This window comes from Bacteroides timonensis, from assembly GCF_000513195.1.
GTDB lineage: Bacteria > Bacteroidota > Bacteroidia > Bacteroidales > Bacteroidaceae > Bacteroides > Bacteroides timonensis.
In genome coordinates this window covers 1-25,245 of record NZ_CBVI010000093.1, presented here as the reverse complement: position 1 = coordinate 25,245, position 25,245 = coordinate 1, and the positions used below count along the sequence as shown (strand labels likewise).

The following is a 25,245-nucleotide window of genomic DNA, read 5'->3' as shown; positions in this document are numbered from 1 at the left end:
TTAAAATAGAGATATACATAATCACGTAGGGCGTTGCCCTACGCTATGTAATATCAGGCTTTCAGCCTGTCTTAATCTCAGTTATTCCCACCGTTAAATTAGCATTTATTTTAGCCATTGTTTTATCAGTTCCATCACCTCTTTCTTTTCTTTTTCGGGCAGTGTGTTGATGCGTGCCAGATGGCTGCCATTCGGTTGGATAAATACATGAATATTCTTCTTGTTTTTCAGCCAGGTGACGCCTGCGGCTGTCCATGGATCGTTCTGACCGTAAATGAGGATCATCTTCGGGTCCTGTTTCTTTAGAAACTTGGTTATTTTCTTACTTAAAGTTTTGTCGAAAGGCATATCTTTCAATTCTTCGGGAAGCATCAGACGGTGCAGATAACCTTTACTCGATTGGATGGAAAGGTAGTCTTTGAAAGGGGCTACGTCATAACCATAGTATCCCAATTCACGGGCAGCCTGTACGAAGAAAGAAGCGTTGGGGCTGTCGGCGGTGAAATATCCCGGTTCACTGATGGCAAGCAGATGAGAGAAAATTTCATCATCAGAGGCTGTAGTAGCGGGTATGGAGCTGATAGGAGTACCCCACTGCCACAAAGCGAAAGAATATTCCAATACCGAGTAATCGTAAATTTCTTCAATCGGTGCACGGTATGAATACTTCTTTTCAGTGCAATACTTTTCAAAACGGGGAAGTAAAGTTGCTTTCCGTTTCAATGCTTCCAATTGGAAATCTTCAATTTTCTTGCGGTTTTCCGGTGTTGAAACTTTATGCAGGAAAGGCTCATGGCGTCCATCTTCTACTCCATAACAAAGCGGAGCTACGTAAGGAACAGAAATATCTACATCATCCGGATAGAAAGTGCGGTAAAGAAGCGTGGTCTGTCCTCCTTTGCTGATGCCGGTGGCGATCCATTTGCCCGGATAAATGTTTTTGAATGCGGTGGTAATGGCATGTAAGTCGTCCGCAGAGTTCTCGGCTGTCAGGTATTGCCAGTCTTTGGGTTCGGGGGTAGACTCAAGGAAGTAGCGGTATTCCACGAATATCATGTTGGCATTGAGAAGTTTTGAAAGCTCTTCACGATATTGGGAACGGAGAGCGTAAGCGGCGCCATAGCCTTCGGTAACGATCACTGTGGGGCGGTCGAAGCCGACATGAGAAACGATAACGCGTTGGCGAAAGCTGCCTTTCTCAGGATGGCGGTGATCCAGCGGTTGGGTAAAATAGGTCACATATTTCTCTGAAAACTCAGAAGTTTCCAGTGGGCGGATTTCTTTAATGGCGGAAATCGCGCTGATTTTTTGCTCCAGAACGGTCTGTGCGAAAGAAGAGGCCGATGCTGACAGCAAAACAAAGAGTAGGAGTGCTGCATAGCGAATGTGCATGTTCTTCATAATGAATCGTTTTAAATTTATCATCTGGTTTTGTAAATACCGGCAAAGGTAACAAAATGTGATATTCAGACGAACAAATAACGATGATATTTTAGTTTCCCAGTTTTATTTTATACCCCTCTACAGATACTTGCAAAGCACATTCAGAATGGCTACACCCTTTTGACCGGATAGCTACACCCTTTACTATAAAGGGTGTAGCCATAAGGGGCAAAGGGTGTAGCCATAAAAAAGAGAGAGAACTGCCTCCCGGCACCCCTCCCTCTGCAAACTTAAAACAACCAACAAAAGAAATAGATAATTTCAAATAGTGATTAGTGTTTAGTGATGAGTGATTAGTGGCTGCGCTGTATGCGGCATTTTGCTTATCACTAACCGTTAATCACTTCTCTTCACTTATCTTATAAACAAGAGTTCCCTGTATTTTGGCAGCGTCCACATCTGGTTGTCGACAATCAGTTCCAGCTTGTCGATATGGTAACGGATCTCTTCCATTGCCGGTACGATGGTGTCGTGGTAGGCAATGGCTTTCTCACGTTCACTTTCGATCTTGTTGGCCACTTTGCGGGCTTCGATCATGGCATCTACATGCTCTTTGATGAAGGCGGTGCGGTCGGCAATCTCTTCGATGAGTTCCAGGTTCTTGGCAGACAGTTTTGCAGCTTTGTCGCCGGGGAACAGATCCTTCATCTTGTAAACGTTATCAATGAGATCCGTCTGATACTGCGTGGCTACCGGGATGATGTGGTTCATGGCCAAATCACCTAATACACGAGCCTCAATTTGGATTTTTTTAGTGTAAGTTTCCCATTTCACTTCGTTACGGGCTTCCAGTTCTTTCTGAGTCAGGACACCGGTATCCTCGAACATGCGGATACTTTCCGGCTTCAGATAGCTGTCGAAGATGAGAGGTACACTGGTTTCGCAATCCAGGCCGCGTTTCTTGGCCTCTTCCTTCCATTCGTCACTGTAGCCATTGCCATCGAAATGGATGGGTTTGCAGATCTTGATGTATTTGCGGATGACCTCAAGGATAGCCGAAATCTTCGGTTCACCCTTCTCGATGAGTTCGTCCACATCTTTTTTGAATTCTACCAGTTGCTCGGCTACAGCGGCGTTCAGGGCAATCATGGCGCAGGCACAGTTTGCTTCCGAACCTACGGCGCGGAACTCAAAGCGGTTTCCGGTGAAGGCGAACGGACTGGTGCGGTTACGGTCGGTATTGTCAATCAGCAATTCCGGTATCTGCGGAATATCCAGTTTCATACCTTGCTTGCCGCTAAGGCTTACGAGATCATCCTTGGTACTCTCTTCAATGTGTTCCAATACCTGTGACAACTGTTTGCCCAGGAAGCTGGAAATGATTGCGGGAGGTGCTTCGTTGGCGCCCAGGCGGTGTGCGTTGGTGGCACTGGAAATAGCGGCTTTCAACAACCCATTGTGCTTGTAGACGGCCATCAGGGTATTCACTACGAAGGTGATGAAACGCAGGTTCTCTTCGGGCAGTTTACCCGGGCCCATCAGCCCGATGCCTGTATCCGTACCCAATGACCAGTTGTTGTGCTTACCGCTACCGTTGACACCCTTGAAAGGCTTTTCGTGCAGCAGTACGCGGAAGCCGTGGTTACGGGCTACTTTACGCATCAGTGCCATAATGAGCATGTTGTGGTCTACCGCCAGATTACATTCTTCGAAGATAGGAGCCAACTCAAACTGATTGGGGGCTACCTCGTTGTGACGGGTTTTAACGGGGATACCGAGCTTCAATGCTTCGATTTCCAGTTCCTTCATGAAGGCTGCCACGCGGGTAGGGATGGCACCGAAATAGTGGTCTTCCAACTGTTGGTTCTTGGCACTGTCGTGTCCCATCAGCGTGCGGCCTGTCATCAGCAGGTCGGGACGGGCGGCATACAGACCTTCGTCGATCAGGAAATATTCCTGTTCCCAACCCAGATAGGCAACTACCTTCTTCACTTCCGGATTGAAGTAACGGCATACGTCTACGGCGGCTTTGTCTACGGCACGCAGGGCTTTCAGCAACGGGGCCTTGTAGTCCAGTGACTCACCGGTGTACGCAATGAAAATGGTCGGGATACAGAGCGTATCATCGATGATGAAAGCTGGGGAGGAAGGGTCCCATGCGCTGTAACCGCGTGCCTCGAACGTATTGCGGATGCCACCGTTAGGGAAGCTGGATGCATCCGGTTCCTGCTGAACGAGCAGTTTGCCTGTGAATTCTTCCATCACACCGCCTTTGCCGTCGTGTTCGATGAAAGCGTCATGCTTCTCGGCTGTACCTTCGGTGAGCGGGTGGAACCAGTGAGTGTAGTGGGTAACGCCCATTTCGAGTGCCCATTTCTTCATACCGGCTGCCACTTCATCAGCAATGCTGCGATCCAGCGGAGCGCCATTGTCGATCACGTCAATCAGTTTGGCATATACCTTGCTCGGCAGATACCTGAACATCTTTTCCTTGTTGAACACATACTTGGCATAATATTCCGACGGACGTTCCGCTGGGGATGCCACTGCAACGGGTTTCTTTTTAAACGCCGTTTCTACTACTCTGAATCTCAATTTAGACATACCTTGTAATTGTTGGTTTATAAAAACTATTTGTTAGAGTAAAAAAACTTTTTTCTTTATCCGTTATATGCCGATTCACCATGCTCGTAGATGTCGAGCCCTTCTTCTTCAACACGTTTTGAAACGCGGAGACCGTGTATCTTATCGAGTCCTTTGAAGATGAGGAATCCCATGCCGGCTGCCCATGCACCTACTACGAGGGCGCCGAATACTTGTGCTCCGAGGAATCCCCAGCCCGCACCATAAAAGAGCCCTTCACTGGTAGACAAGAAACCTGTGAGAATGGTACCCGTGAAACCGCAGACACCGTGTACGGAACTTGCACCAACTGGATCGTCAATCTTCAGCACTTTATCGATGAACTCTACAGAGAATATCATGAGGATACCACAGATTGTACCGATGATGACTGCCCCCAGCGGAGAAACCGCATCGCAACCTGCCGTGATACCTACCAAACCTGCCAGGATACCATTCAGAGTCAGGGATAAAGATGGTTTGCTGAATTTTAACCAACTGACCACCAGTGCGAAGAAACCTCCGGCGCAAGCTGCAAGATTCGTGGTGAGGAAGACGTGTGAGATAGCCATTGCATCGTCCGTAGAGGCTGCTGCCAACTGTGAACCGGGGTTAAAACCGAACCAGCCGAACCATAAAATGAATACACCCAGCGCCGCTATGGTGAGGTTGTGTCCCGGAATAGCTCTGGATTTGCCATCTTTGCTGTATTTACCGATACGTGGGCCAAGGATGGCTGCGCCTACCAGCGCAATCCAGCCACCGACGGAGTGAACAATGGTGGAACCTGCGAAGTCGTGAAACGTGGTGCCGAACAGATTCATCATGAACGAACCTTCTTCACCGTTCATCAACCAGCCGCCGCCCCAGGTCCAGTGACCGGAAATCGGATAGATCAGTACGCTGATGAAGATGGTGTAAATCAAATACATGGAAAATTTGGTACGTTCGGCCATGGCTCCTGATACGATAGTAGCCGCTGTGGCACAGAATACAGTCTGGAATACCAGGAAGCCTTCTGTTGGCAATCCTCCTCCGTCATAGAACGAGAGGTCGAAGAAGTGGGGCATTCCTACGAAACCACCTACACCGAACATCAGTCCGAAACCGATGAACCAATAGAGCAGGCTGCCGAACATGAAGTCCACGAAGTTCTTCATCAGGATGTTGGCAGTGTTCTTAACCCGGGTGAAACCGGCTTCTACCAGTGCAAAGCCCGGTTGCATGAAAAATACCAGCATAGCGGCGAGAAGCATCCATACTGTGTTGAGTCCGTTTACTAATTCTCCTACGGTGTCAGGGGCTGATGATTCTACAGTAGTCTCTTCTAATGTATCTATAACAGCGGCTGTTGTAGCTGATATACTATCCGTTGCTGCGGAAGTTTGTGCAAAAGTTTCTGTTGTTGTGCAGAGCGCTATAATGACAGCGGCAGCTATCCACAGCTTGGCAATGCTGCGTTTACTATATTTATCCATAAGTTTTTTGCTTTTTGTTGTACTTGTATTCTTTGTCTTTCTCTAGCGAGCTTCTAGCTTACGGGGGCGTGAGTTTTTACTTTATAAGGTAGTGTATCGCTCGCTTTTTTGTTGCGGTTTGATGCTGCCCTTTTATCTTTCCTGTTCGGCATTGTAGAGGGCGATGTCGCCACGTTCGGCGGTACGGATGCGGATAGCGTCTTCTATGGGGATGACGAAGATACGTCCGTCGCCGATTTCTCCGGTTTGTGCAGATCTGATGATGGCCTGCACAGTCTTTTCGGCATTTTTGTCACGCACCACGATAGAGACCAGGATACGTTCAATGGAGCTGGTGTCGTACATTACACCGCGGTAGATGCGTGCCTGGCGGGATTTTCCTATACCCCGGACGTCGTAGTAGGAGAACCATTCGATGTCCGCTTCAAGTAATGCGTCCTTTACATCCTCGAATTTTGTCTTGCGGATAATTGCTTCAATCTTTTTCATACCTTAATACATTTACAATTAGACAATTTACGATTTACGATTTGCCATTCGGCGCATCTGTAAATACCTATACCCGTTTATCCTTCTTTAAAAACTAACTCCGAATACGAAGTATGCACCCTGCGTGTGTGGATTGAACGTCACTTGTGCAAAGGTGGGCAGCGAAAAAGAGTCTGTGAACTTGATTTCTTTTTCTGCTTTCAGTGTGAGGTTGGTTACGTTGAACTTGTTGGCATACGCACCTTCCCATGGGGTAAGTCCTACTTCTGCCGACCAGTCTAAGCCACCGAGTTTAAAGGGTGCGCTGATGCCTACATACGTGGAGTAAGCTCTGTCACCATTCTCTTTCGCATAATCATCTCCGGCAAAGTAAGTGTTCCAACTCAGTGCCAGCGGACCGAAATCATATCCCAGAGTGGCTTCGAAGATGTGCACTGTGTTGTGTGCGCCATACTTGAAATAATCTCCCGTATATCCGCCATCCTCTTTGTGGTAGGAGAACCAGTAATCTGTAACGGATACGCTGAAACCGCCTGTTGTGTAACCCAGTGTGAGGTCGATTTCCCTGGCATCTTCCTTGTCGATTCCTACCGAACCCCAGGCTGCCAGTGATAAACCTTTGTAACTGACTCCCATGCTGGGCTGGATACTTATACCACCGCAGTCTGTTCCACGCCAGATGTAGCTGCTTACAAAATCTGCACCGACTGAGGCTTCCACTTTATCCTGTGCCTTTGCCGTGAAAGGCATTGTTGCTGATAATAGCGCGATGGCTATCATTCTGAATTTTACGCTTTTCATTTTCATACCTATTTTACCTTTTAAGTTTAGACAAATTGCGGATGATCAGTCCGGTGAAACTATAGTTTTATTTTAGTTGTTATCTTTTCTATCTTCATGCTAACCATTTTCTGATTCTCCTCATGGCTTCCACACAATCCTCGTGATTACCGAAAGCGGTCAGGCGGATGTAGCCTTCTCCGCTGGGGCCGAAACCTACGCCGGGTGTTCCCACTACATTGGCTTCGTACAACATCTGTTCGAAGAAGCGCCAGGAACCGATGCCATTCGGCGCTTTCAGCCAGATGTAAGGAGCATTCACGCCGCCGTACACTTTCAATCCGGCTGCTTCGAGCCCCTCTTTCATAGTTCGGGCGTTGTCCATATAGTAGTCGATGTTTTCCTTTATCTGCTGCTTGCCTGCCGGGGTGTAGATGGCTTCGGCAGCCCGTTGGGTGATGTAGCTGGTACCGTTGAATTTGGTGCATTGACGGCGGTTCCAGAGACGGTTCAGCGGAATGCGTTCACCGGTCAGGGTGGCGGCTGTCAGCTCTTTCGGAACTACGGTGTATCCGCAACGGACTCCGGTGAATCCGGCTGTCTTCGAGAAGCTGCGGAACTCTATGGCACATTTCTTGGCTCCTTTTATTTCGTAAATGGAGTGGGGAACGTCTTCTTCCTGTATAAACGCCTCATAAGCGGCATCGAACAGAATCAGTGTATCATTGGCAAGCGCGTAGTCCACCCATTTTTTCAGTTGCGACTTGGTCAGCGTTGTTCCCGTCGGGTTGTTCGGGTAGCAGAGGTAGACGATGTCAATCCGCTTGTCCGGTATCTCGGGAACAAAGTTGTTTTCGGCAGTGCAGGGCATGTAGGTCACGTTGCTCCATTTGCCGTCTTCTTCCAATATTCCGGCACGGCCACACATTACGTTGCTGTCTATATATACCGGGTAGATGGGGTCTGTCACTCCCACGCTGTTGTCGTGGCGGAGGATATCGCCTATGTTGCCCGTATCGCTTTTGGCTCCATCGTTTACGAATACTTCCGTAGGGGTAAAATGAATGCCTCTGGGAGCATAATCATGTTTGATGATCGCTTCAATCAAAAAGTCATATCCCTGTTCGGGACCGTATCCGTGGAAGGTACCGGCATTTGTCATCTCATCCACCGCCCTGTGCATCGCCTCGATGCAAGCCGATGGCAGTGGCCGGGTAACGTCTCCGATACCCAGGCGGATGACCTCTTGTTTAGGGTGCGTTATCCTGAAAGTATTCACCTTTTTAGCTATATCTGAAAATAAGTAACTTCCCGGTAGTTTCAAAAAATGTTCGTTTACTAATGCCATACTTTTGTTGTTTTAAGTGCGTTATTTAATTATGAATTATAAATTATGAGTTATGAATGGGCTGCGCTGTTGGGGGGCTATTCATAATTCATCATTCATAATTCATCATTCATAATTACTTCCCCGTCGAACACCCGGACTGCTTCTCCGGTCATCCATACGTGATCCGTCTTTTCGTCCCATTCGATGGTAAGCGAGCCTCCATCCATGATGATGTCTGATTTTCTTCCGGATCTTCCGGACAGTGCGGCGGCTACCGCGGTGGCGCAGGCTCCGGTTCCGCAAGCCTGGGTGATGCCCGAACCTCTTTCCCACACCCTCATCCTGATTTTCCCATCCTCCAGCACCTGGGCAAACTCTACATTGATGCGGTCGGGAAACAACGGATGATTTTCCAGTTTCGGGCCGATGCTTTCGAGGTTGATATCTTTAATATCTTCTACAAAGATTACCAGGTGAGGATTTCCCATTGATACGGTTGTTCCGGTGAATTTCTGTCCGTTGGCTTCAATGGGTTGCTCTTTCATATCGGCGGGACGTCCCATATCCACGGTTACGGTGTTCACTTTTCCGTCTTCCACATGGAGTTTCAGTACTTTGATTCCCGACAGGGTGTCGAGGGTAACGGCTGTTTGGGAGGTCAATCCGTATTCATATAAATACTTACCGATGCAGCGACTGGCGTTGCCGCACATTTTGGCTTCGGAACCATCCGCATTGAAGATGCGCATGCTGAAATCCGCCTTGTCCGAACTGCCGATGAGTACCAGGCCGTCGCTTCCAATTCCTGTATGCGGGGCGCTCCATTCAACCGAAAGTTTTTCAGGGCTTTCGATGGGATATTTCAGGGTGTTTACATAAATGTAATCGTTGCCTGCTCCGTGCATCTTAGTGAATTTTATAGCTCTTGTCATTTTGTACTCTGTTGGTGAATTAATCTTTCTTTTTGTTTTATCACGGTGCAAAGATACGACGTTTTGCTAAATTATTTGTAGAATACATATCTTATTTCTATTATTTTTATTTATTCTTTCACTCGCTGCAAATATACGGTATTCAAGTTTTAAATTAAAAGTTTGAGGGCGCATATTTGTATAAATTGTTATTTATGGAATTATTTCCGCATATTCATTCTATGTAAGTAGTGGCGTAAATACGTGTTTTAAGTGAAAAAATGGAGTTTATGGGGTGAAAATGAGGATTTGTATATGACAGAATGAAATTATTTTCTTCTTTTTGCTGACTAAATGATCTTTTGCATAATGCCACACTATAACAAATCAAATGCCACACTTTAGCTTCCGTAATGCCATTCATCTGAGCCATCGAAGTGTGGCATTTGAATTGTTGAGGTGTGGCATTGGGGGAGTTAAAGTGTGGCATTGGCACAGGTTGGAACTATTCCAATATTTCCTGCAATAATACCGGTTCGTTGGTGGTGATGAAATCCACTCCCTGGCTGATGAGCCATTCCATATCTTTGGCATCATTTACTGTCCAGGCGTTTACTTTCATGCCAAGGTCGTGACATTCTTTGATCCACCCGGGATGTTTCTTGAAGACAGAGAAATGATAATCAGGACCGGCGCAACCCATGTCTTTCAGTTCCTGCGGATTGAGGTCGCCTTCCAGATAATATACGGGGGTACCTTTAGGAGCCAGGCGAATGAATTCTTTGGTCGCATGGCGTGAGAAAGTGATGTATTCGGTACGCTCTTCCAGTCCCATATCCTTAATCATTTTCACAATTTGCTCTACGGCGAGCGTTTCCCGTTCGGGAGTCTTGTGTCCTTTCAGTTCCAGGATAAGGCGGGTTTTCAGTCCTTTGGCCTTATCGAGGTATTGCTGAAGGGTAGGGAGGCTCTCACCGTTGTCGAGGATGATAGAGGTACATTCTTTCTCGGTGGATGTTTCCATGCGGACACCTTTGAATACACCGTCGTGGTCTACAATAAGCTTGTTGTCGGCAGTGAGCCAGACATCGAACTCGGAGCCGTAGCAGTGGATGGAGTCAGCTTTCACCAGGGCGGCAATACTATTCTGGGCAGAGCCGTCGGTTTTCCAGAAACCACGGTGGGCAATGACTTGAGTGTTTTGAGCCTGCAGGATGCCGCATGCGGCAAGAGACATGGCGGAGGCAAATAAAAGTTTTTTCAGTTTCATAGTTCCTTATTTATAATTCTGCCGCAAGGTACAAAATATGTCCGAAAAGTGATGTTTCATTTATGTTATTATTATCTGCGTATACGACGTCTGCGTCTGTGGTGACGTTTCTTCTGCTTATAAATGCTGATCCGTTTCCAGGCAATCCACACAAACAGTATCCCGAAGACTGCAAAGATGAGAAGCACGATACCCGTATTCAGGTTATCGCCTTTGACGCGGCTCCACATTTCGAGAACAAGCTCTGTGCGGTCACCGAAATCACGGATCATGGCGCAACGCTCCACGACTTTACGGTCAGGGTATTGTATCGGATTGATCTGAACGCTGTCTGCACCGGGACCGAAGAAATAGCTGAGGTCGGAGAACTGTTCAAGAGTAGTGTCGATCTTTGCCTCCATAATCTCGGGCGTTGCTACGGCACTGACGTAGCCGATGGCATCCATATTGCGCAGAGCGATATCCGGCTGGCAAAGGTAATTGATGAAGTAGCTGGCGGCTTTTACGTTGCGGGCATACTTGGGGATGGCCCAGCCATCGTACCAGATGTTGCTGCCTTCACGGGGAACTACATAGTCCAAGTCCACGCCTACAGCCTCCGCTTCTTCAATGGCCCAGACGGCGTCGCCACTCCAGGTAAGGTTGAGCCATGCTTTGTTTTTGGTCATCATTTCTTTGCCGAAGTCGGCTTCCCACCCGGCAATATTGGGTTTCAGAGCTTTCAGGTATTGCTCTGCAAGGGCAATGGCTTCAGGGGAATTGTCGTTCATCAGTTGCTCCACGGTGATGGTGCTGTCGGCAAGTTGCCGGGCATGGGCATAGATGATGGCAGTGCCGTAGGCATCGCGGTAACTGTCTTTCATCAGAATCTTGCCACGGTTGACGGCATCCCAAAGGCATCCCCAGGAGCTGACTTCTTCAAGGGTCTTGAACTTCTTGTTATAGAGTATTCCGGCGGTACCCCACATGTAGGGAACGACGTAATCATTGGTGTGGCGACCGGGCTGGCTGATTTTCTCCAACTCTTTCTGGATGTATGGGGAGATGTTGGGGATATAGTCAGGAGTCTTCCCAAAATTGCGGCTGATAGGGAGGAGAAGATTTTTCTTCAACATTCGTTCGATGATGTATTCCGATGGGCATACAAGGTCGAAATCTTCCTGTCCGCGCTCAATCTTGGTGAGCATGATTTCATTGATATCAAATATCTGGTAGATGATGCGGATATCTTCGCCTGTCTGCTCTTTGTACCAGGCGGGGAATTCGGCGAGGACTTCTTCGTCGATGTAATCTGCCCAGTTGTAGACTTTCAGTACACGGCTGCGCTTCTCGTTGGCACCGGTACAGGAGGCGAGGAGAAGGATGCAGAGGAAGAGGGGGAGGTATTTCTTCATTGTTTGATTGAATTAAATTGTGATAAAGTGATAATATGATAAGGTGGCTGCGCTATATAACGGAGTGACATCCCACTATCACTTTATCACTCTACCACCTTACCACATTCTATATCATTCTTTCTTGTTTCTTTCTGCTCTCTTGTTAATCACAATCAGCAATACCAGCACCGTTACAAAAATGATTGTTGACAGTGGACGCAGTTCAGGAGTCAATCCACCCTTACGTGCGTCCGCATAGATGTATGTCGACAATGTTTCCAATCCTTCATTTCCTATAGTGAAGATCGTTACTGCGAAATCATCAATGGAAAGCGTGAAAGCGAGGATGAAACCACTGATCATCCCCGGCAGAATTTCCGGGAAGATGACTTTGCGAAGCGCCTGGAAAGGGGTAGCTCCGAGGTCGAGGGCTGCTTCGTATACATTCTGATTCATTTTCTTCAGACGGGGCATCACACTAAGCACCACATAAGGGGTACAAAAAGTGATGTGTGCCAATACCACCGTAGTAAATCCCTGCGAAATGCCAAAGCTGACAAATAGCAGGAACAGGGATACACCGGTAATGATATCCGCATTCATCATCGGAATGGCATTGGTGAAATTCATCACCTGACGTGCCCGGGAGCGCAAGTTAAAGATGCCGATAGCTGCCAGACTTCCCAGCAGGGTAGAGGCTGTGGCGGCAATCGTAGCAATGGCAAACGTGTTCCAGATGGCATTCATCAGCGAGTGGTGCATGCCGCCTGTAAATAGTGAACTGTATAGTTTGGTAGAGAATCCTGTCCAGTTACCCAGTACCTTGGCCTCGGTGAAAGAGAAGATCATAATAATCAGGATGGGCGAATAGAGCAGGGCAAGCAGAAACCAAAGATAGCCTTTCGCCAGAATACGTGTCATCATATCACACCTCCGCTTTCATTTTGTGCACTGTCGTCCTCGTTGGTAAAGAGGGCGGTGACGCCAATCAGCAACAGCATGATGAGCGACAAGGCAGCGCCGTAGTTCCACATTCCGTTATATATATTCTCCTGTACGGTGGTACCGAACAGTTTGATGTTGTTCATCGTCAGCAACTCGGCAATGGCAAAGGTGGAAACCGTGGGCATGAAAACCATCACCACGCCACTCATGATGCCGGGCATCGAAAGGGGGAGGATCACTTTACCGAATACCTGTACAGGCGTAGCTCCCAGATCCTGGGCTGCTTCTATCAGACTGCCATCCATCTTCTGCAACGTGTTGTAGATAGGGTATATCATGAACGGCAGGAAGTTGTAGACCATACCGAATACCAAAGCTCCTTCGCCCAGCGGCAGGTTGAGGAAATCAAACAATGCCACCGTGGCAAGTGTACGTATCAGGATGTTCACCCACATAGGCAGGATGAACAGTACAACCATGGTCTGGGAAGTGTTGAAGCGCTTCTGACTGAGAATATAAGCAGCCGGATAACCGAGCAGGAGGCACGCCAGAGTCGTGATGACAGCTATTCCGATGGAGTAGACGAATGTGTTGATAGATTCGGGATGCATCATGAATTTGCGGAAGTTGGCAAACGTGAATGCGCCTTCAGCATCGGTGAAGGCATAAACCACAATGAGCAACAGAGGCATCACAACGAAGATGATGAGAAACAATGCGTAGGGAACTGTCCAGTTCCGGCGACGCATGAAGAAACGGGATATATTACTGAGCACTTCCTTTCTTATTAGCGGATTCGACAATAGGGATAGAACCGGTGGTCTGTGCCGGTGCAACAATTCGTATATTTTCGGGTGCGATGGTGATGCCGACACGGTCGCCGTCGTCCCAGACGTCAGTGGTGTCTACAAAGATATCCTCGTCCCAATCGGTAAACACGGTGAGATGGTAATGGTTTCCTTTATAAAGGATGAATTTCACTTCGCCCGTCAGATGACCGTCTTCTTCGTTATCTTCGAGGATGACGTTCCGGAAATCTATTTCTACGAGGACGGAACTGCCCGGTTCGATGTCCCGCACTTCGGCGCACTCAAAGGTGTAACCGAGGAATTCGACGTGTGTGGCATCTATGAGCTTGCCTTCGAAGGTGTTGCAGGTGCGTTCTTTCTTCATTACGTGAATGTCGAAAGGTTTCACGAGCAGACCGACTTCCCGTCCGGCTTCGAAACTGTGATAGTCCTGTACCATGAATTCGTAGCCCTCGTTAGTCTGTACCATCATTTCGTAATGCACGCCTTTGAAGATGCAGGAGGTGACAGTACCCGTCAGTTGAGCAGCGGCAGAAGGCTCGAATATATAGATGTCTTCGGGACGGATGACTACATCGACGGGAGTGTTTTCGCCAAAGCCCTTGTCGACACATTCAAATTCGTGTCCGGCAAAGGATACGGCTTTGTCTTGAAGCATGAGACCGTTCAGGATGTTACTTTCTCCGATGAAATCGGCTACGAAAGAGTTGATGGGTTCGTTGTAGATGTCTGTCGGGGTACCTATTTGCTGGATGCGGCCTTCGCTCATCACGACGATGGTGTCGCTCAGAGTGAGGGCTTCTTCCTGGTCGTGGGTAACGTAGACGAAGGTGATCCCAAGCTTCTGGTGCATCTCTTTCAACTCCATCTGCATGTCTTTGCGCATTTTGAGGTCGAGGGCGGCGAGGGGTTCGTCCAGTAACAGCACTTCGGGTTCGTTGACGATGGCACGGGCAATGGCAACACGTTGCTGCTGTCCGCCGGAGAGGGAGTCGACGTCACGGTCTTCGTAATCCGTCATACCTACCATGCGGAGGGCTTGTTTCACTTTCTTGCCAATGGTGGCATCGGGCATCTTTTTGAGCTTCAGTCCGAAAGCGATGTTGTTGTACACGTTGAGGTGGGGGAAAAGGGCATACTTCTGAAAGACGGTATTCACCGGACGTTGGTGTGGCGGTGTTTGCGTGATGTCTTTTCCGGCGATGGTGATGATACCTTCCGAGGCGGTCTGGAAACCGGCTATCAGGCGCAACAAAGTAGTCTTGCCGCAGCCGGAGGGGCCCAATATCGTTACAAATTCGCCCTTACGGACAGAGAGGTTTACATCATTCAGTACGGCTTTGTCTCCGAAGTATTTCGATACGTGCTCTACACCGATGATGCAGTCAGACTTTTGCATAAGCGTTATTAAGTGTTTAACCTAAAACTAATAGAACGAATTCTGCCTTTCTAAAAAAAAGCGGGGACAAAGGTAGGGAATAAATTGGGAAAATGAATCAAATTCAACTACTAATTCGCATTATTATGTGGCTTGTAGTTTTTGTACTTCCCTCGGTTATGGTACGTCAGCGCTGCTGATACACGATCTTTCTTGCGGTGCTGGTTTACTATATTTATGGTATGTAAGAATGAGAAGAATAAAAAAAGAAAAAATAAAAGTCGGAAAAACCAACCTAAATACTTGACTTCGCCTTTCGGATGTCGTATCTTTGCAGGGTAGTTGATAATAGAGAATTCATACAACTTGTTTTCTAAGATAATAATAGACGAAAAATAAGAAAGGCGGTAATTTCAATAGGAAATTATCGCCTTTCTTGTTGATATTTATCGGATCTGGGCTTAAAAGAGCCTTTTTACGTTTTTAATAAACGTTGAGCACATTCTTTAAAAACGTTCCTGTTATTCTTTAAAAACGAATAACAGGAAGCTGAATAAAGCAGAAAAATGCCTGTGATTTGTCTATATTTGAGACTGTGATAAGAACCTTTGGTATTCTGTTGATATATGTTGATTGGTAAATTGTTTACACAATGGATGCTCGAAAATGCCATTTTGAATACATGAATATTTAAAAATTGATAGTAAATGGGTGCAGAAAGAGTAATAAATCATAGAAATAATGATTATCTTTGTGATGTTTCATTGCTAAAAAGAATACTTTTATGGATTTTAGTGTTAAGGATAAAATAGAGTATATTGTAGCTCTGATTAGTGAGTTTGCTAAGCTACATTCGCTTGCTCCCAGCCAGGCATACCGTTATCTGGATCGGTATAAAGCTATTGATTTCATAGATAAACACTATGGTATTGCTCATACACAACGTTTTGAGGATGTAATATCAGATATTACGGTTTATTGTCAACGTTTTGGAGGGGCAATAAAATGATTCTTTATCATGGTACAACTGTAGATATTAAGGAAATTGATCTTCAAAAATCAAAACCTAATAAAGACTTTGGAAAAGGGTTTTATCTTTCAGCTGAAAAAGAGCAGGCTATTGCTATGGCTGATTATAAGGCTGAACAGATAGATGGAGTGCCGGTCGTTAATGCTTTTGAATTTGACGAAGCTTGTTTGCATGATTCCTCCTTAAAAGTGAAAGTCTTTAATGAATACGATAATGAATGGGCGGATTTTATATTTGCTAACCGCAACAATCCTACATCAGCAAACGTTCACGACTATGATATTGTAATCGGACCGATAGCTAATGATCGTGTAGGAATTCAGATACGTAGATATATGGAAAGAGAAATTGATTTGCCTACGTTTATTGAACGGCTGAAATATATGAAAGGAATGACTATTCAATATTATTTTGGAACTGAACGAGCAATTTGTTTACTGAAGAGAATATGAGTGAGGTAGATTATGCGATAGAAGGTTTAGCAAAAGACCTTGTTTTATTGTTAATGGAAGATTTCGGTATGGATATGAAATCTGCATTGCGTACTCTGTATACATCGGATACGTATGCAAAATTGCAGGATACTAAAACCGGACTTTATTTTCAGAGTCCTCGCTATGTGTATGACTTTCTGAGGAATGAAATTAAAACTGGTAAAATGTCATAGCTGACAGAAGCTATATATTATTATGGATTCGCCCCGCCAATTCTTTGCAAAGAGAATGGGTGGGGCGCCTTCATTATTATCAGTAAAGATGCATTACCTGGCATACGTTGCCTTGTGCACATCTGCCACCGCCCGTCCGCTTGGATCATTTTTCCCTTGCAACGTGGCATCCCAGGCGAGTGCTTCAGCAGTAGAGCAAGCCACGCTCGGCACACTGGGCACGCTTCGGGCAGCCGACTGACTGGGGAAGTGTTCTTCGAAAATGCTACGATAGTAATATTCCTCCTTATTCTGTGGCGGATTGATGGGAAACCGTTCGGCGGCATGTTCCATCTGATGGTCGGTGACGGCGGCCGAAGTAATGGCCTTCAATGTATCAATCCAATTGTAACCGACGCCATCGGAGAATTGCTCTTTTTGCCGCCAGGCAACACTTTGAGGAAGCATATCTTGAAAAGCTTCGCGCACAATGCGTTTTTCCACTTCTTTGCCCGGACACATCTTGACGGCAGGGCTGAGGTTCATTGCCACATCCAGGAATTCTTTATCGAGGAAGGGAACACGACCTTCCACACCCCAGGCAGCGAGGCTCTTGTTGGCACGCAGACAGTCGTACAGGTGCAGTTTGGAGAGCTTACGGATCGTCTCTTCGTGGAAAGCCTGTGGTGTGGGGGCTTTGTGGAAGTAGAGATAACCACCGAAAACCTCGTCAGCGCCTTCACCGCTAAGCACCATCTTGATGCCCATAGACTTGATGACACGTGCCAACAGGTACATCGGTGTGGAGGCACGCACAGTGGTAACATCGTATGTTTCGATAAAGTAGATGACATCACGCAAGGCATCGAGCCCTTCCTGAATGGTATAATTGATTTCATGGTGAACAGTGCCGATGTATTCCGCCACTTCACGGGCTTTAATCAAGTCCGGTGCACCGCGCAGGCCGACGGCGAAGGAGTGGAGTTGAGGCCACCAGGCTTCGCTTTGGTTATCAGTTTCAATGCGCTTGCGGGCATACTTCCTGGCAATGGCGGAGATGACGGAAGAGTCGAGGCCACCACTGAGCAGAACACCGTAAGGAACATCGGACATTAACTGGCGTTGCACGGCAGCTTCAAGGGCGAGTTTTACGTTGTTGATTTCTGGTTGGGTAGCCCGGCGGGCGGTGGTGTCATTGGCTTTGACGGCGGCATAATCGGTCCAGGGACGTTGATACCAACGGTGCATTTTTCCTTCACGTCCCCAGAAGTAATGTCCGGGCAGAAAAGGCTCGTAGATATCACAGAAACCTTCGAGAGCTTTCAGTTCGCTACCGACGTAGATATGTCCCTGGTCGTCACGACCGATATAAAGAGGGATTACTCCGATAGGGTCACGGGCAATCAGATAGTCGTCTGCTTCTTCATCGTAAAGGGCAAAGGCGAAAATACCGTTCAATTCTTCGAGGAAATGAATGCCTTTATCCTTATATAATGCGAGGATGACTTCACAGTCCGATCCTGTACGGAAAGCATACTTGCCGGCGTAGCGGGAACGGATTTCCCGATGATTATAGATCTCACCGTTGACGGCAAGGATTTGCTTGCCATCCGGAGAGTACAAAGGTTGTCCGCCACTTTCCGGATCGACGATGGAAAGACGTTCGTGAGCCAGGATGGCACTGCCGCCTACATAAATACCACTCCAGTCTGGTCCGCGATGACGGATTTTCTGCGCCATTCGAAGCGCTTTATTTCTCAATTCCTGGGATTGAGATTTGATATTGAAGATACCTACGATTCCACACATAATACTTAGTGATTAGGGGTTAATTTAAATACTTGTCTATCCGTTCTGCCACTCTCCGTCCGTCCGCCAGTGCATGCACCACAAGGCTGGCACCACGTGCCGCATCACCTGCTACGAATACATTTTCCGGAAATTCCGGTTGTTCCGGTTTCAGGAAGCCCATGGCCAGAAGTACCATATCGGCGCCTATCACTTCCTTCTTTCCGGTAGGTTTCATGGTAGGGCGTCCTCCATCCTGAGCCGGAGTCCATTCCACTTCTTCCACCTCTACACCGCAGACTTTTCCATTCTTGCCAATAAACTGATTGGATGCCAGCGACCAGCGGCGCGTGCAACCTTCTTCGTGACTTGAAGTCGTCTTCAGCACAATGGGCCATTGCGGCCAAGGAGTAGCGTCATTGTGACCTACGGGAGGCTGTGGCATGATCTCAATCTGTGTCACACTCACGGCTCCCTGGCGGATACTCGTACCGATACAATCCGATCCTGTATCACCGCCACCGATGACGAGAACCCGTTTGCCCTTGGCATTTACCAGACGTTCTTTCGGGAACGTTTCTCCATCGAGGATATGATTTTGCTGGGACAGCATTTCGAGGGCAAGATAAATACCTTTCAGTTCGCGTCCGGGGATATTGAGGTCACGTGCCTGCGGCGTCCCGGTGCAGATGCAGTAGGCATCAAAGCCCGCGGGGAGTTTCTGTACATTTACCGTTACGCCCATTTCGAACTTGATGCCTTCGGCTTCAAGCACTCCCATCCGGCGGTCGATTACTGCTTTATCGAGTTTAAAATTAGGAATACCATAGCGTAGTAATCCGCCGGGCATGGGTTTGCTGTCAAAAAGAGTCACTTCATAGCCTTTAGCATTCAGCCGGCAGGCAGCGGAGAGTCCCGCAGGACCTGCACCGATGATGGCAACCCGCTTTCCATTACGTTGGGGCTGAATGGGCACGATGTAACCTTCGCGAAAAGCCGCTTCGGCAATAGCCGCCTCGTTTTCACGAATGGTGACAGGCTCATCGCATGAAAGCTTCAGTACACACGACTTTTCACAAAGTGCCGGACAGATGCGTCCGGTAAATTCAGGGAAGTCGTTTGTGGCGGCGAGCACTTCGTATGCTTCGCGCCATTTACCTTTATAAAGTGCATCCTGAAATTCAGGTTGTTTATTGCCCAACGGGCATGCCCAGTGACAGAAGGGTACACCGCAATCCATGCAACGTGATGCCTGGAGTTTGCGTTCGTGACTGTTTAAAGTTTGCTCCACCTGACTGAAGTCGGTGATACGTTCGTGGACAGGACGATATCCCGCTTCCTGTCGTGGTATGTTTAAGAATGCTTTTGGATCTGCCATGTTAATGATTTATGATTTATAATTTATGATTTCAGGTTTATGATCTCTACTTAGGCTTATGCTATGGCATGCCCTTATGATACTGTCCGGCAAGCCATAAATCATAAATCTCTTAATAATCTCTCTGCATCTCTGCAATCTTCTGTTGCAGTTTCCGCATTTGCTCCTCTTGCAGTACCTTCTTGTACTCGATGGGGACTATCTGGATAAACTCATCCACATATCGGTTCCAGTCATCAAGTAGGGTGCGTGCCAGATTGGAGCCTGTATAGAGGTAGTGCTGACGGATGAGTTCGTGCAATTCCTTACGATAGGATGCTTCTTCGATGAGGCTTAGTTCCACCATTTCCATGTTACAGAAATAGTCGAAGTTTCCATCCTTATTCCATACATAAGCTACACCACCCGACATACCGGCTGCGAAGTTGCGCCCTGTTGAACCGAGGACTACCACACGACCGCCCGTCATGTACTCGCAACAATGATCGCCTACACCCTCTACTACGGCAATGGCACCGGAATTGCGGACAGCAAAACGTTCGCCTACGCGCCCATTGATGTAAACTTCACCGCTAGTTGCACCATAGAGCAAGGTATTTCCTGCAATCGTATTTTTTTCGGCCTGGAAGTTAGAGCGTACCGGAGGCAACACGGCAATCCGTCCGCCCGAAAGACCTTTGCCGAGGTAATCGTTCGTTTCACCTTCCAGCTTGAAGTTGACACCCGGTACAAGGAAGGCACCGAAACTTTGTCCTGCAGAACCTTTGAACTTTACGTTCAACGTATGTTCCGGCAATCCCGCTTCACCGTACTTCGCGGCAATGGTGCCCGAAAGCATGGCTCCGCAAGCACGATCCGTATTGGCAATCGTATATTCCAGTGAGATTTCTTTCTGATTTTCCAGAGCTTCGGCAGCGGCATGCAGCATTTCAACGTCTTTTACGTGGTCGATGCCGTGTTGCTGGTCGATGGTGTGGCGGATGGCTGCACCATTATCGACGCGTGCCAGTATTTTGTCGAAAGTAATCAGGGATTGCTTGGGTGATTCGTTTTCTGACTTGCGGATAATAAGATCCGTGCGTCCGATGATATCATCCATACGTTCCACACCGATTTCTGCGAGATATTCCCGCACTTCCTGCGCCAGGAAAGTGAAGAAGTGCACCAGGTATTCGCTGCGTCCGTGGAAGCGCCGGCGAAGTTCCTCATTTTGCGTCGCCACACCCACAGGGCAGGTATTCTGATGGCATTTACGCATCATGACGCAGCCTAGTACAATCAAAGAGCTGGTTGCAAAACCGAACTCTTCGGCACCCAGCATCGCCATCAATACGATGTCACGACCGGTTTTCAGTTGCCCGTCCACTTGCAGCATCACTTGCCCGCGCAGACCGTTTAGTACGAGAGTCTGTTGCGTCTCGCTTAGTCCCAGTTCAGGAGAGATACCGGCATAGCGGATACTGGAGGCAGGAGAGGCGCCCGTACCACCTTCCGCACCGGAGATGACAATAAGGTCTGCTTTTGCTTTGGCCACTCCGGCGGCAATGGTTCCTACACCGCTTTCGGCTACCAGTTTCACACTGATCTTGGCACGAGGATTTACATTCTTCAAGTCGAAGATCAACTGTGCCAGGTCTTCGATGGAATAAATGTCGTGATGGGGCGGGGGAGAAATCAATGAAATGCCGGGAATGGAATGACGTGTTTTCGCAATCACCTGGTCTACTTTAAAGCCTGGCAACTGACCCCCTTCACCCGGTTTGGCCCCTTGTGCCACCTTGATTTGTATTTCATCGGCGTTCACCAGATATTCCGTTGTTACGCCGAAACGTCCCGAAGCTACCTGCTTGATGGCACTACGCAGACTGGTTCCGTCTTCGCGGGGCGTAAAGCGTGCGCTGTCTTCGCCTCCCTCACCTGTGTTGCTGCGTCCGTGAATCCGGTTCATGGCAATGGCCATTGCCTCATGCGCTTCTTTGCTGATAGAACCGTAACTCATGGCACCCGTCACAAAGCGGTGCATGATGCTTTCTACCGGTTCAACCTTATCTATGGAAATGGGGTCACGGCGGAAATCCAGGAAATCGCGCAGGAAGATAGGCGCTTCTTTTCTGTCTACCAGACTGGTGAATTCTTTGAACTTCTTATAGCTGCCTAGGCGTGTGGCAAGTTGCAAGGTAGAAATGGTTTCCGGATTCCATGCATGTTCTTCTCCGTCTTTACGGAAAGCATACAAACCGTTGTTGGGGAGTAATCCGTCTACCTGTACGGCAAAACCTGCATCGTGGAATGCGATTGCATCGTGTGCGACTTCATCCAGCCGGATACCGCCTATTGTGGATCTCAACCCGCCGAAATAAGCATTGCTGAGCTCTTCACTCAAACCTACGGCTTCGAATATTTTCGCTCCCCGATACGAACGGATAGTACTGATACCCATCTTACTCATGATCTTGAACAATCCCTTGCAGATGGATTTGATATATTTCTTTTCGGCAGTGGCATAATCCAACTGGATTTCTTTCTTCGCCACCAGCTTGTCTATCACGGCGAATGCCATGTAAGGGTTCAGGGCGCTGGCGCCAAATCCCAGTAACAGGGCTGCATGCATCACCTCGCGTATTTCACCGCTTTCCACGACCAATGCTGTCTGTACACGTTTTCCTACCGAAATCAGGTGGTGGTGTACTGCGCTTACTGCCAGTAGGGAGGGGATAGCCGCATGGGTGGCGTCCACATCACGGTCGCTCAGTACAATGTAGTTCACCCCTTCGCTGACGGACTCTTCCGCTTGCTTGCAAAGTGCTGTGAGTGCTTCCTGCAATCCGGCACGGCCCTTTGCTACTTCAAACAGCAAGGGTAGTTTCACCGTTTTGAAACCTTTGTAGCGGATGTTGCAAAGAATATCCAGTTGTGCATTGCTCAGGATGGGATGGTTGAGGCGCACCATCTTACAATGGCTTTCGCTGGGTGTCAGGATGTTCATGCCCACGGCACCGATATATTCCGTCAGTGACATTACCAGTTCCTCGCGTATCGGGTCGATAGGCGGATTGGTGACTTGTGCAAACTGTTGGCGGAAGTAGTTGTACAGCAGTTGCGGCTTATCCGAAAGCACGGCAAGCGGCGTATCATTCCCCATTGAGTTGATAGGCTCGGCACCTGTGGTACACATAGGGACGATGAGCCGCTCCACATCTTCCTTGGAATAGCCGAAGGTGCGCAGCATCCTCTCGTAATCGGGCACAGTGTGCGCTACTTTACGGCCGCTTTTCAGCTCATCCAGTTCGATGCGGTTCGTTGCCAGCCAACTGCGGTAAGGCTTGGCTTCGGCCAACTGTCTTTTCAATTCCCCGTCGTAGTAGATTTCTCCTTTCTCGGTATCTACCAGTAGTATCTTACCCGGTTGCAGTCGTCCCTTCTCTTTGATGTCTCCCGGTTCGAAATCCATCACGCCCACTTCGCTGGCAACTACCATCATGTCGTTGTGCGTAATCAGATAGCGTGCAGGACGCAATCCGTTACGGTCGAGCATACCGCCCGCAAAACGCCCGTCGCTGAAGAGCAAGGCGGCAGGGCCATCCCATGGTTCCATCAGGATGGAATGGTATTCATAAAATGCTTTCAGATCTTCGCTGATGGGGTTCTTTTCATTGAAAGATTCCGGCACCAGCATGGCCATGGCGTGCGGCAGGCTGAGGCCTGACATAACGAGAAATTCCAATACATTGTCCAGTGAGGCACTGTCGCTCATCCCCGGCTGAATGATGGGGCGTATCTCCCTGATGTCGCCCAGGACGGGAGAGGAGAGCACACTTTCACGGGCTTCCATCCAACCCCGGTTGCCGCGGATGGTGTTGATTTCGCCGTTGTGAGCCAGGAGGCGGAACGGCTGTGCCAGTCCCCAGGTAGGGAAGGTGTTGGTGCTGAAGCGGGAGTGCACCAGTGCTATGCCGCTGGTGAAGTAGGGGTTTGTCAGATCGGGGAAGTAGCCTCGCAGTTGCAGTGAAGAGAGCATACCTTTATAGATGATGTTCTTCGTGGATAGGGAGACAACGTAGAAATCCTCGCGCATGGCAATATCCGATTTGCGTACTTTGTTTTCTATTCTTTTTCTTATGAGATAGAGTTTACGGTCGGCTGTCTCGCTTTCCGTAAATCCGGTGATGAAAATTTGTTTGATATCCGGTTCGTTGGCAAGTGCCGATTCTCCCAGAATTTCGGGACAGGTGGGCACATTGCGCAGGTGCATCAATGTCAATCCTTCTTTTTCAATCTCTTCGATGATGATACTTAAGATAGCACCCTGGTCTTTCTCATCTTTCGGCAGAAAGAGGAGGCCTGTACCGTATTTCCCTTTCTCGGGAACAGGAATACCCTGCAAAAGAATAAACTCATGCGGAATTTGCAGCAGGATGCCGGCACCGTCTCCGGTTTTGTTATCCGCACCTTCGGCGCCCCGGTGACGCATGTTTTCCAACACCTTCAATGCAGACTCCACCAGTTCGTGTGACTTGCCTCCGTGGATGTTCACTAACATACCGACACCACAAGCGTCATGCTCGTTTTCTGTATCATACAAGCCCAACTGCCTGGGCTGTCGTTGATAGGGTTGCACTTTTGTTTTGTTGTTAAAAAGTTCTTCTTTCTTCATTTTAAGTTTACTTTATTTTGCGATAATACCTATTATTACTATCAAAATGTTCGACAAAGATATATAAATAGTTTCAAAATGATAAGATTGGGTGCGCGTTTGTGATTTATAAAATACTTACTCGAATGAATGTTCTTTTAATATGATATAAAACAGAGCTATTTCCTTTTAAATTAAAAGAAATATGGTGTTTTTTATTTTGTATTGAAATTAATGAAGCTGTTGGTCATTTCATCATATTGCCAAATTGTCATATTGCCACATTGCCAAATTGTAGGTCGTGGCAATTAATCTTTGTATTTTTATCAGTTTCGTGCTATCTCCATGTAATCTCCGTATGATCTCCGTATAATCTCCGTGTCTGCTCCGTAGCATCTCCGTACTATCTCCGTAGTAACTCTATTCTTATAGCTACGGAGTAACTACGGAGCAGGTACGGATCGGATACGGTTCGGATAATATCAGGATACTTGCTGATATGAAATCTTGTTGCAACAGTTATTGCTTTGCTGAAGTTTATTGGGGACGGGTGGTAAAGTAGCAATCACCTCATTACACCTTAGTTATTTTATGGGGTAACCGAATCAAAATGTTCAGATCGGTATGAGGTGATTCAAAATGGTACAGAAGGAACTAATTCCGATATTAATAATAATGAATGACAGGTCATTTGTTTTCAGATATCCTGTTTTTTTACCACTTCGCATTCCTTAGCCGGAAACAGAGTATCATCACTAAAATCGCCTCTACAACACCCCCAGAGAGGGGGTATGGAAAGGTAACGAGTTTGGGGTAGGAAAGGTAACGACTGAGGGTGGCAAAGGTAACGACTTTCCCTGACACAGGTTTTGGGGAGGTTTAAGGGTAGGCGGAGCATTGTCTTATTGTAGTATTATATTATCAAAAGCAAAGTGATTTTCAAAATTTCAATCCTTTTTCGGATATTTGCTCATTTTCGTACAGAAATGAGTTAAATGC

General features: G+C 47.6%; 18 protein-coding genes. 3 read left to right on the top strand and 15 right to left on the bottom strand.

Translation table 11 applies throughout. The features are described 5' to 3' along the window. Positions 1-105: 105 nt before the first annotated feature. The 12 genes from BN161_RS17595 to potA form a co-directional block, all read right to left on the bottom strand. Positions 106-1,401: a S28 family serine protease gene (locus tag BN161_RS17595; protein ID WP_044268802.1), complete on the bottom strand. Its 1,296-nt coding sequence runs from the start codon at positions 1,399-1,401 to the stop codon at positions 106-108. Positions 1,402-1,797: 396 nt separating this feature from the next. After that, complete coding sequence (locus BN161_RS17590) at positions 1,798-3,987, bottom strand: glutamine synthetase III family protein (protein ID WP_044268801.1); 2,190 nt, start codon at positions 3,985-3,987, stop codon at positions 1,798-1,800. 56 nt (positions 3,988-4,043) lie between these two features. Continuing rightward, positions 4,044-5,483: an ammonium transporter gene (locus tag BN161_RS17585; RefSeq protein ID WP_044268800.1), complete on the bottom strand. Its 1,440-nt coding sequence runs from the start codon at positions 5,481-5,483 to the stop codon at positions 4,044-4,046. Between the two features lie 132 nt (positions 5,484-5,615). Next, positions 5,616-5,972, bottom strand: a complete 357-nt coding sequence (locus BN161_RS17580) for a P-II family nitrogen regulator (protein ID WP_044268799.1) — start codon at positions 5,970-5,972, stop codon at positions 5,616-5,618. An 87-nt stretch (positions 5,973-6,059) separates the two neighbouring features. After that, on the bottom strand, positions 6,060-6,779 hold the full coding sequence (locus BN161_RS17575; protein ID WP_044268798.1) for a hypothetical protein: 720 nt from the start codon (positions 6,777-6,779) through the stop codon (positions 6,060-6,062). 88 nt (positions 6,780-6,867) lie between these two features. Further along, positions 6,868-8,100: an LL-diaminopimelate aminotransferase gene (locus tag BN161_RS17570; RefSeq protein ID WP_044268797.1), complete on the bottom strand. Its 1,233-nt coding sequence runs from the start codon at positions 8,098-8,100 to the stop codon at positions 6,868-6,870. Between the two features lie 95 nt (positions 8,101-8,195). Next, positions 8,196-9,014, bottom strand: coding sequence for a diaminopimelate epimerase (dapF, locus tag BN161_RS17565; protein ID WP_044268796.1), 819 nt, complete (start codon positions 9,012-9,014; stop codon positions 8,196-8,198). Between the two features lie 484 nt (positions 9,015-9,498). After that, positions 9,499-10,263 carry a glycerophosphodiester phosphodiesterase family protein gene (locus BN161_RS17560; protein ID WP_044268795.1) on the bottom strand — a complete coding sequence of 255 codons (765 nt, stop codon included), beginning with the start codon at positions 10,261-10,263 and terminating at the stop codon, positions 9,499-9,501. Positions 10,264-10,334: 71 nt separating this feature from the next. After that, positions 10,335-11,657 carry an ABC transporter substrate-binding protein gene (locus BN161_RS17555; protein ID WP_044268794.1) on the bottom strand — a complete coding sequence of 441 codons (1,323 nt, stop codon included), beginning with the start codon at positions 11,655-11,657 and terminating at the stop codon, positions 10,335-10,337. A gap of 114 nt (positions 11,658-11,771) precedes the next feature. Then, complete coding sequence (locus tag BN161_RS17550; RefSeq protein ID WP_007214337.1) at positions 11,772-12,563, bottom strand: ABC transporter permease; 792 nt, start codon at positions 12,561-12,563, stop codon at positions 11,772-11,774. Further along, on the bottom strand, positions 12,560-13,333 hold the full coding sequence (locus tag BN161_RS17545; protein ID WP_044268793.1) for an ABC transporter permease: 774 nt from the start codon (positions 13,331-13,333) through the stop codon (positions 12,560-12,562). The genes BN161_RS17550 and BN161_RS17545 overlap by 4 nt, the downstream gene beginning before the upstream one ends. A gap of 16 nt (positions 13,334-13,349) precedes the next feature. Next, on the bottom strand, positions 13,350-14,792 hold the full coding sequence (potA, locus tag BN161_RS17540) for a polyamine ABC transporter ATP-binding protein (protein WP_044268791.1): 1,443 nt from the start codon (positions 14,790-14,792) through the stop codon (positions 13,350-13,352). Between the two features lie 763 nt (positions 14,793-15,555). On the opposite strand from potA, the gene BN161_RS17535 reads away from it, so the two are divergent. Genes BN161_RS17535 through BN161_RS17525 form a run of 3 tightly spaced genes read left to right on the top strand, consistent with a single transcriptional unit; the run spans position 15,556 to position 16,468 of the window. After that, entirely contained in the window at positions 15,556-15,780 is a 225-nt protein-coding gene (locus BN161_RS17535; protein ID WP_044268789.1) for a DUF3791 domain-containing protein, read from the top strand. Further along, the gene (locus tag BN161_RS17530) at positions 15,777-16,253 is read left to right on the top strand and encodes a DUF3990 domain-containing protein (protein WP_044268786.1); all 477 of its coding nucleotides are present in this window, start codon (positions 15,777-15,779) and stop codon (positions 16,251-16,253) included. The genes BN161_RS17535 and BN161_RS17530 overlap by 4 nt, the downstream gene beginning before the upstream one ends. Continuing rightward, the gene (locus BN161_RS17525; RefSeq protein ID WP_044268785.1) at positions 16,250-16,468 is read left to right on the top strand and encodes a hypothetical protein; all 219 of its coding nucleotides are present in this window, start codon (positions 16,250-16,252) and stop codon (positions 16,466-16,468) included. The genes BN161_RS17530 and BN161_RS17525 overlap by 4 nt, the downstream gene beginning before the upstream one ends. 93 nt (positions 16,469-16,561) lie before the next feature. On the opposite strand, the gene asnB is transcribed toward BN161_RS17525, so the two are convergent. From asnB to gltB, 3 genes are all read right to left on the bottom strand, one after another. Then, on the bottom strand, positions 16,562-18,256 hold the full coding sequence (asnB, locus tag BN161_RS17520; RefSeq protein WP_044268783.1) for an asparagine synthase B: 1,695 nt from the start codon (positions 18,254-18,256) through the stop codon (positions 16,562-16,564). 19 nt (positions 18,257-18,275) lie between these two features. After that, the gene (locus BN161_RS17515) at positions 18,276-19,613 is read right to left on the bottom strand and encodes a glutamate synthase subunit beta (protein ID WP_044268779.1); all 1,338 of its coding nucleotides are present in this window, start codon (positions 19,611-19,613) and stop codon (positions 18,276-18,278) included. A gap of 112 nt (positions 19,614-19,725) precedes the next feature. Further along, positions 19,726-24,267 carry a glutamate synthase large subunit gene (gene gltB, locus BN161_RS17510; RefSeq protein ID WP_044268776.1) on the bottom strand — a complete coding sequence of 1,514 codons (4,542 nt, stop codon included), beginning with the start codon at positions 24,265-24,267 and terminating at the stop codon, positions 19,726-19,728. Positions 24,268-25,245: the final 978 nt, after the last annotated feature.

What these genes read in the sequence shown, in the direction of transcription:
- BN161_RS17595 (WP_044268802.1), bottom strand. Translation starts at nt 1,401, where the DNA reads ATGAAGAACATGCACATTCGCTATGCAGCACTCCTACTCTTTGTTTTG.
- BN161_RS17590 (WP_044268801.1), bottom strand. Translation starts at nt 3,987, where the DNA reads ATGTCTAAATTGAGATTCAGAGTAGTAGAAACGGCGTTTAAAAAGAAA.
- BN161_RS17585 (WP_044268800.1), bottom strand. Translation starts at nt 5,483, where the DNA reads ATGGATAAATATAGTAAACGCAGCATTGCCAAGCTGTGGATAGCTGCC.
- BN161_RS17580 (WP_044268799.1), bottom strand. Translation starts at nt 5,972, where the DNA reads ATGAAAAAGATTGAAGCAATTATCCGCAAGACAAAATTCGAGGATGTA.
- BN161_RS17575 (WP_044268798.1), bottom strand. Translation starts at nt 6,779, where the DNA reads ATGAAAATGAAAAGCGTAAAATTCAGAATGATAGCCATCGCGCTATTA.
- BN161_RS17570 (WP_044268797.1), bottom strand. Translation starts at nt 8,100, where the DNA reads ATGGCATTAGTAAACGAACATTTTTTGAAACTACCGGGAAGTTACTTA.
- dapF (WP_044268796.1), bottom strand. Translation starts at nt 9,014, where the DNA reads ATGACAAGAGCTATAAAATTCACTAAGATGCACGGAGCAGGCAACGAT.
- BN161_RS17560 (WP_044268795.1), bottom strand. Translation starts at nt 10,263, where the DNA reads ATGAAACTGAAAAAACTTTTATTTGCCTCCGCCATGTCTCTTGCCGCA.
- BN161_RS17555 (WP_044268794.1), bottom strand. Translation starts at nt 11,657, where the DNA reads ATGAAGAAATACCTCCCCCTCTTCCTCTGCATCCTTCTCCTCGCCTCC.
- BN161_RS17550 (WP_007214337.1), bottom strand. Translation starts at nt 12,563, where the DNA reads ATGATGACACGTATTCTGGCGAAAGGCTATCTTTGGTTTCTGCTTGCC.
- BN161_RS17545 (WP_044268793.1), bottom strand. Translation starts at nt 13,333, where the DNA reads ATGCGTCGCCGGAACTGGACAGTTCCCTACGCATTGTTTCTCATCATC.
- potA (WP_044268791.1), bottom strand. Translation starts at nt 14,792, where the DNA reads ATGCAAAAGTCTGACTGCATCATCGGTGTAGAGCACGTATCGAAATAC.
- BN161_RS17535 (WP_044268789.1), top strand. Translation starts at nt 15,556, where the DNA reads ATGGATTTTAGTGTTAAGGATAAAATAGAGTATATTGTAGCTCTGATT.
- BN161_RS17530 (WP_044268786.1), top strand. Translation starts at nt 15,777, where the DNA reads ATGATTCTTTATCATGGTACAACTGTAGATATTAAGGAAATTGATCTT.
- BN161_RS17525 (WP_044268785.1), top strand. Translation starts at nt 16,250, where the DNA reads ATGAGTGAGGTAGATTATGCGATAGAAGGTTTAGCAAAAGACCTTGTT.
- asnB (WP_044268783.1), bottom strand. Translation starts at nt 18,256, where the DNA reads ATGTGTGGAATCGTAGGTATCTTCAATATCAAATCTCAATCCCAGGAA.
- BN161_RS17515 (WP_044268779.1), bottom strand. Translation starts at nt 19,613, where the DNA reads ATGGCAGATCCAAAAGCATTCTTAAACATACCACGACAGGAAGCGGGA.
- gltB (WP_044268776.1), bottom strand. Translation starts at nt 24,267, where the DNA reads ATGAAGAAAGAAGAACTTTTTAACAACAAAACAAAAGTGCAACCCTAT.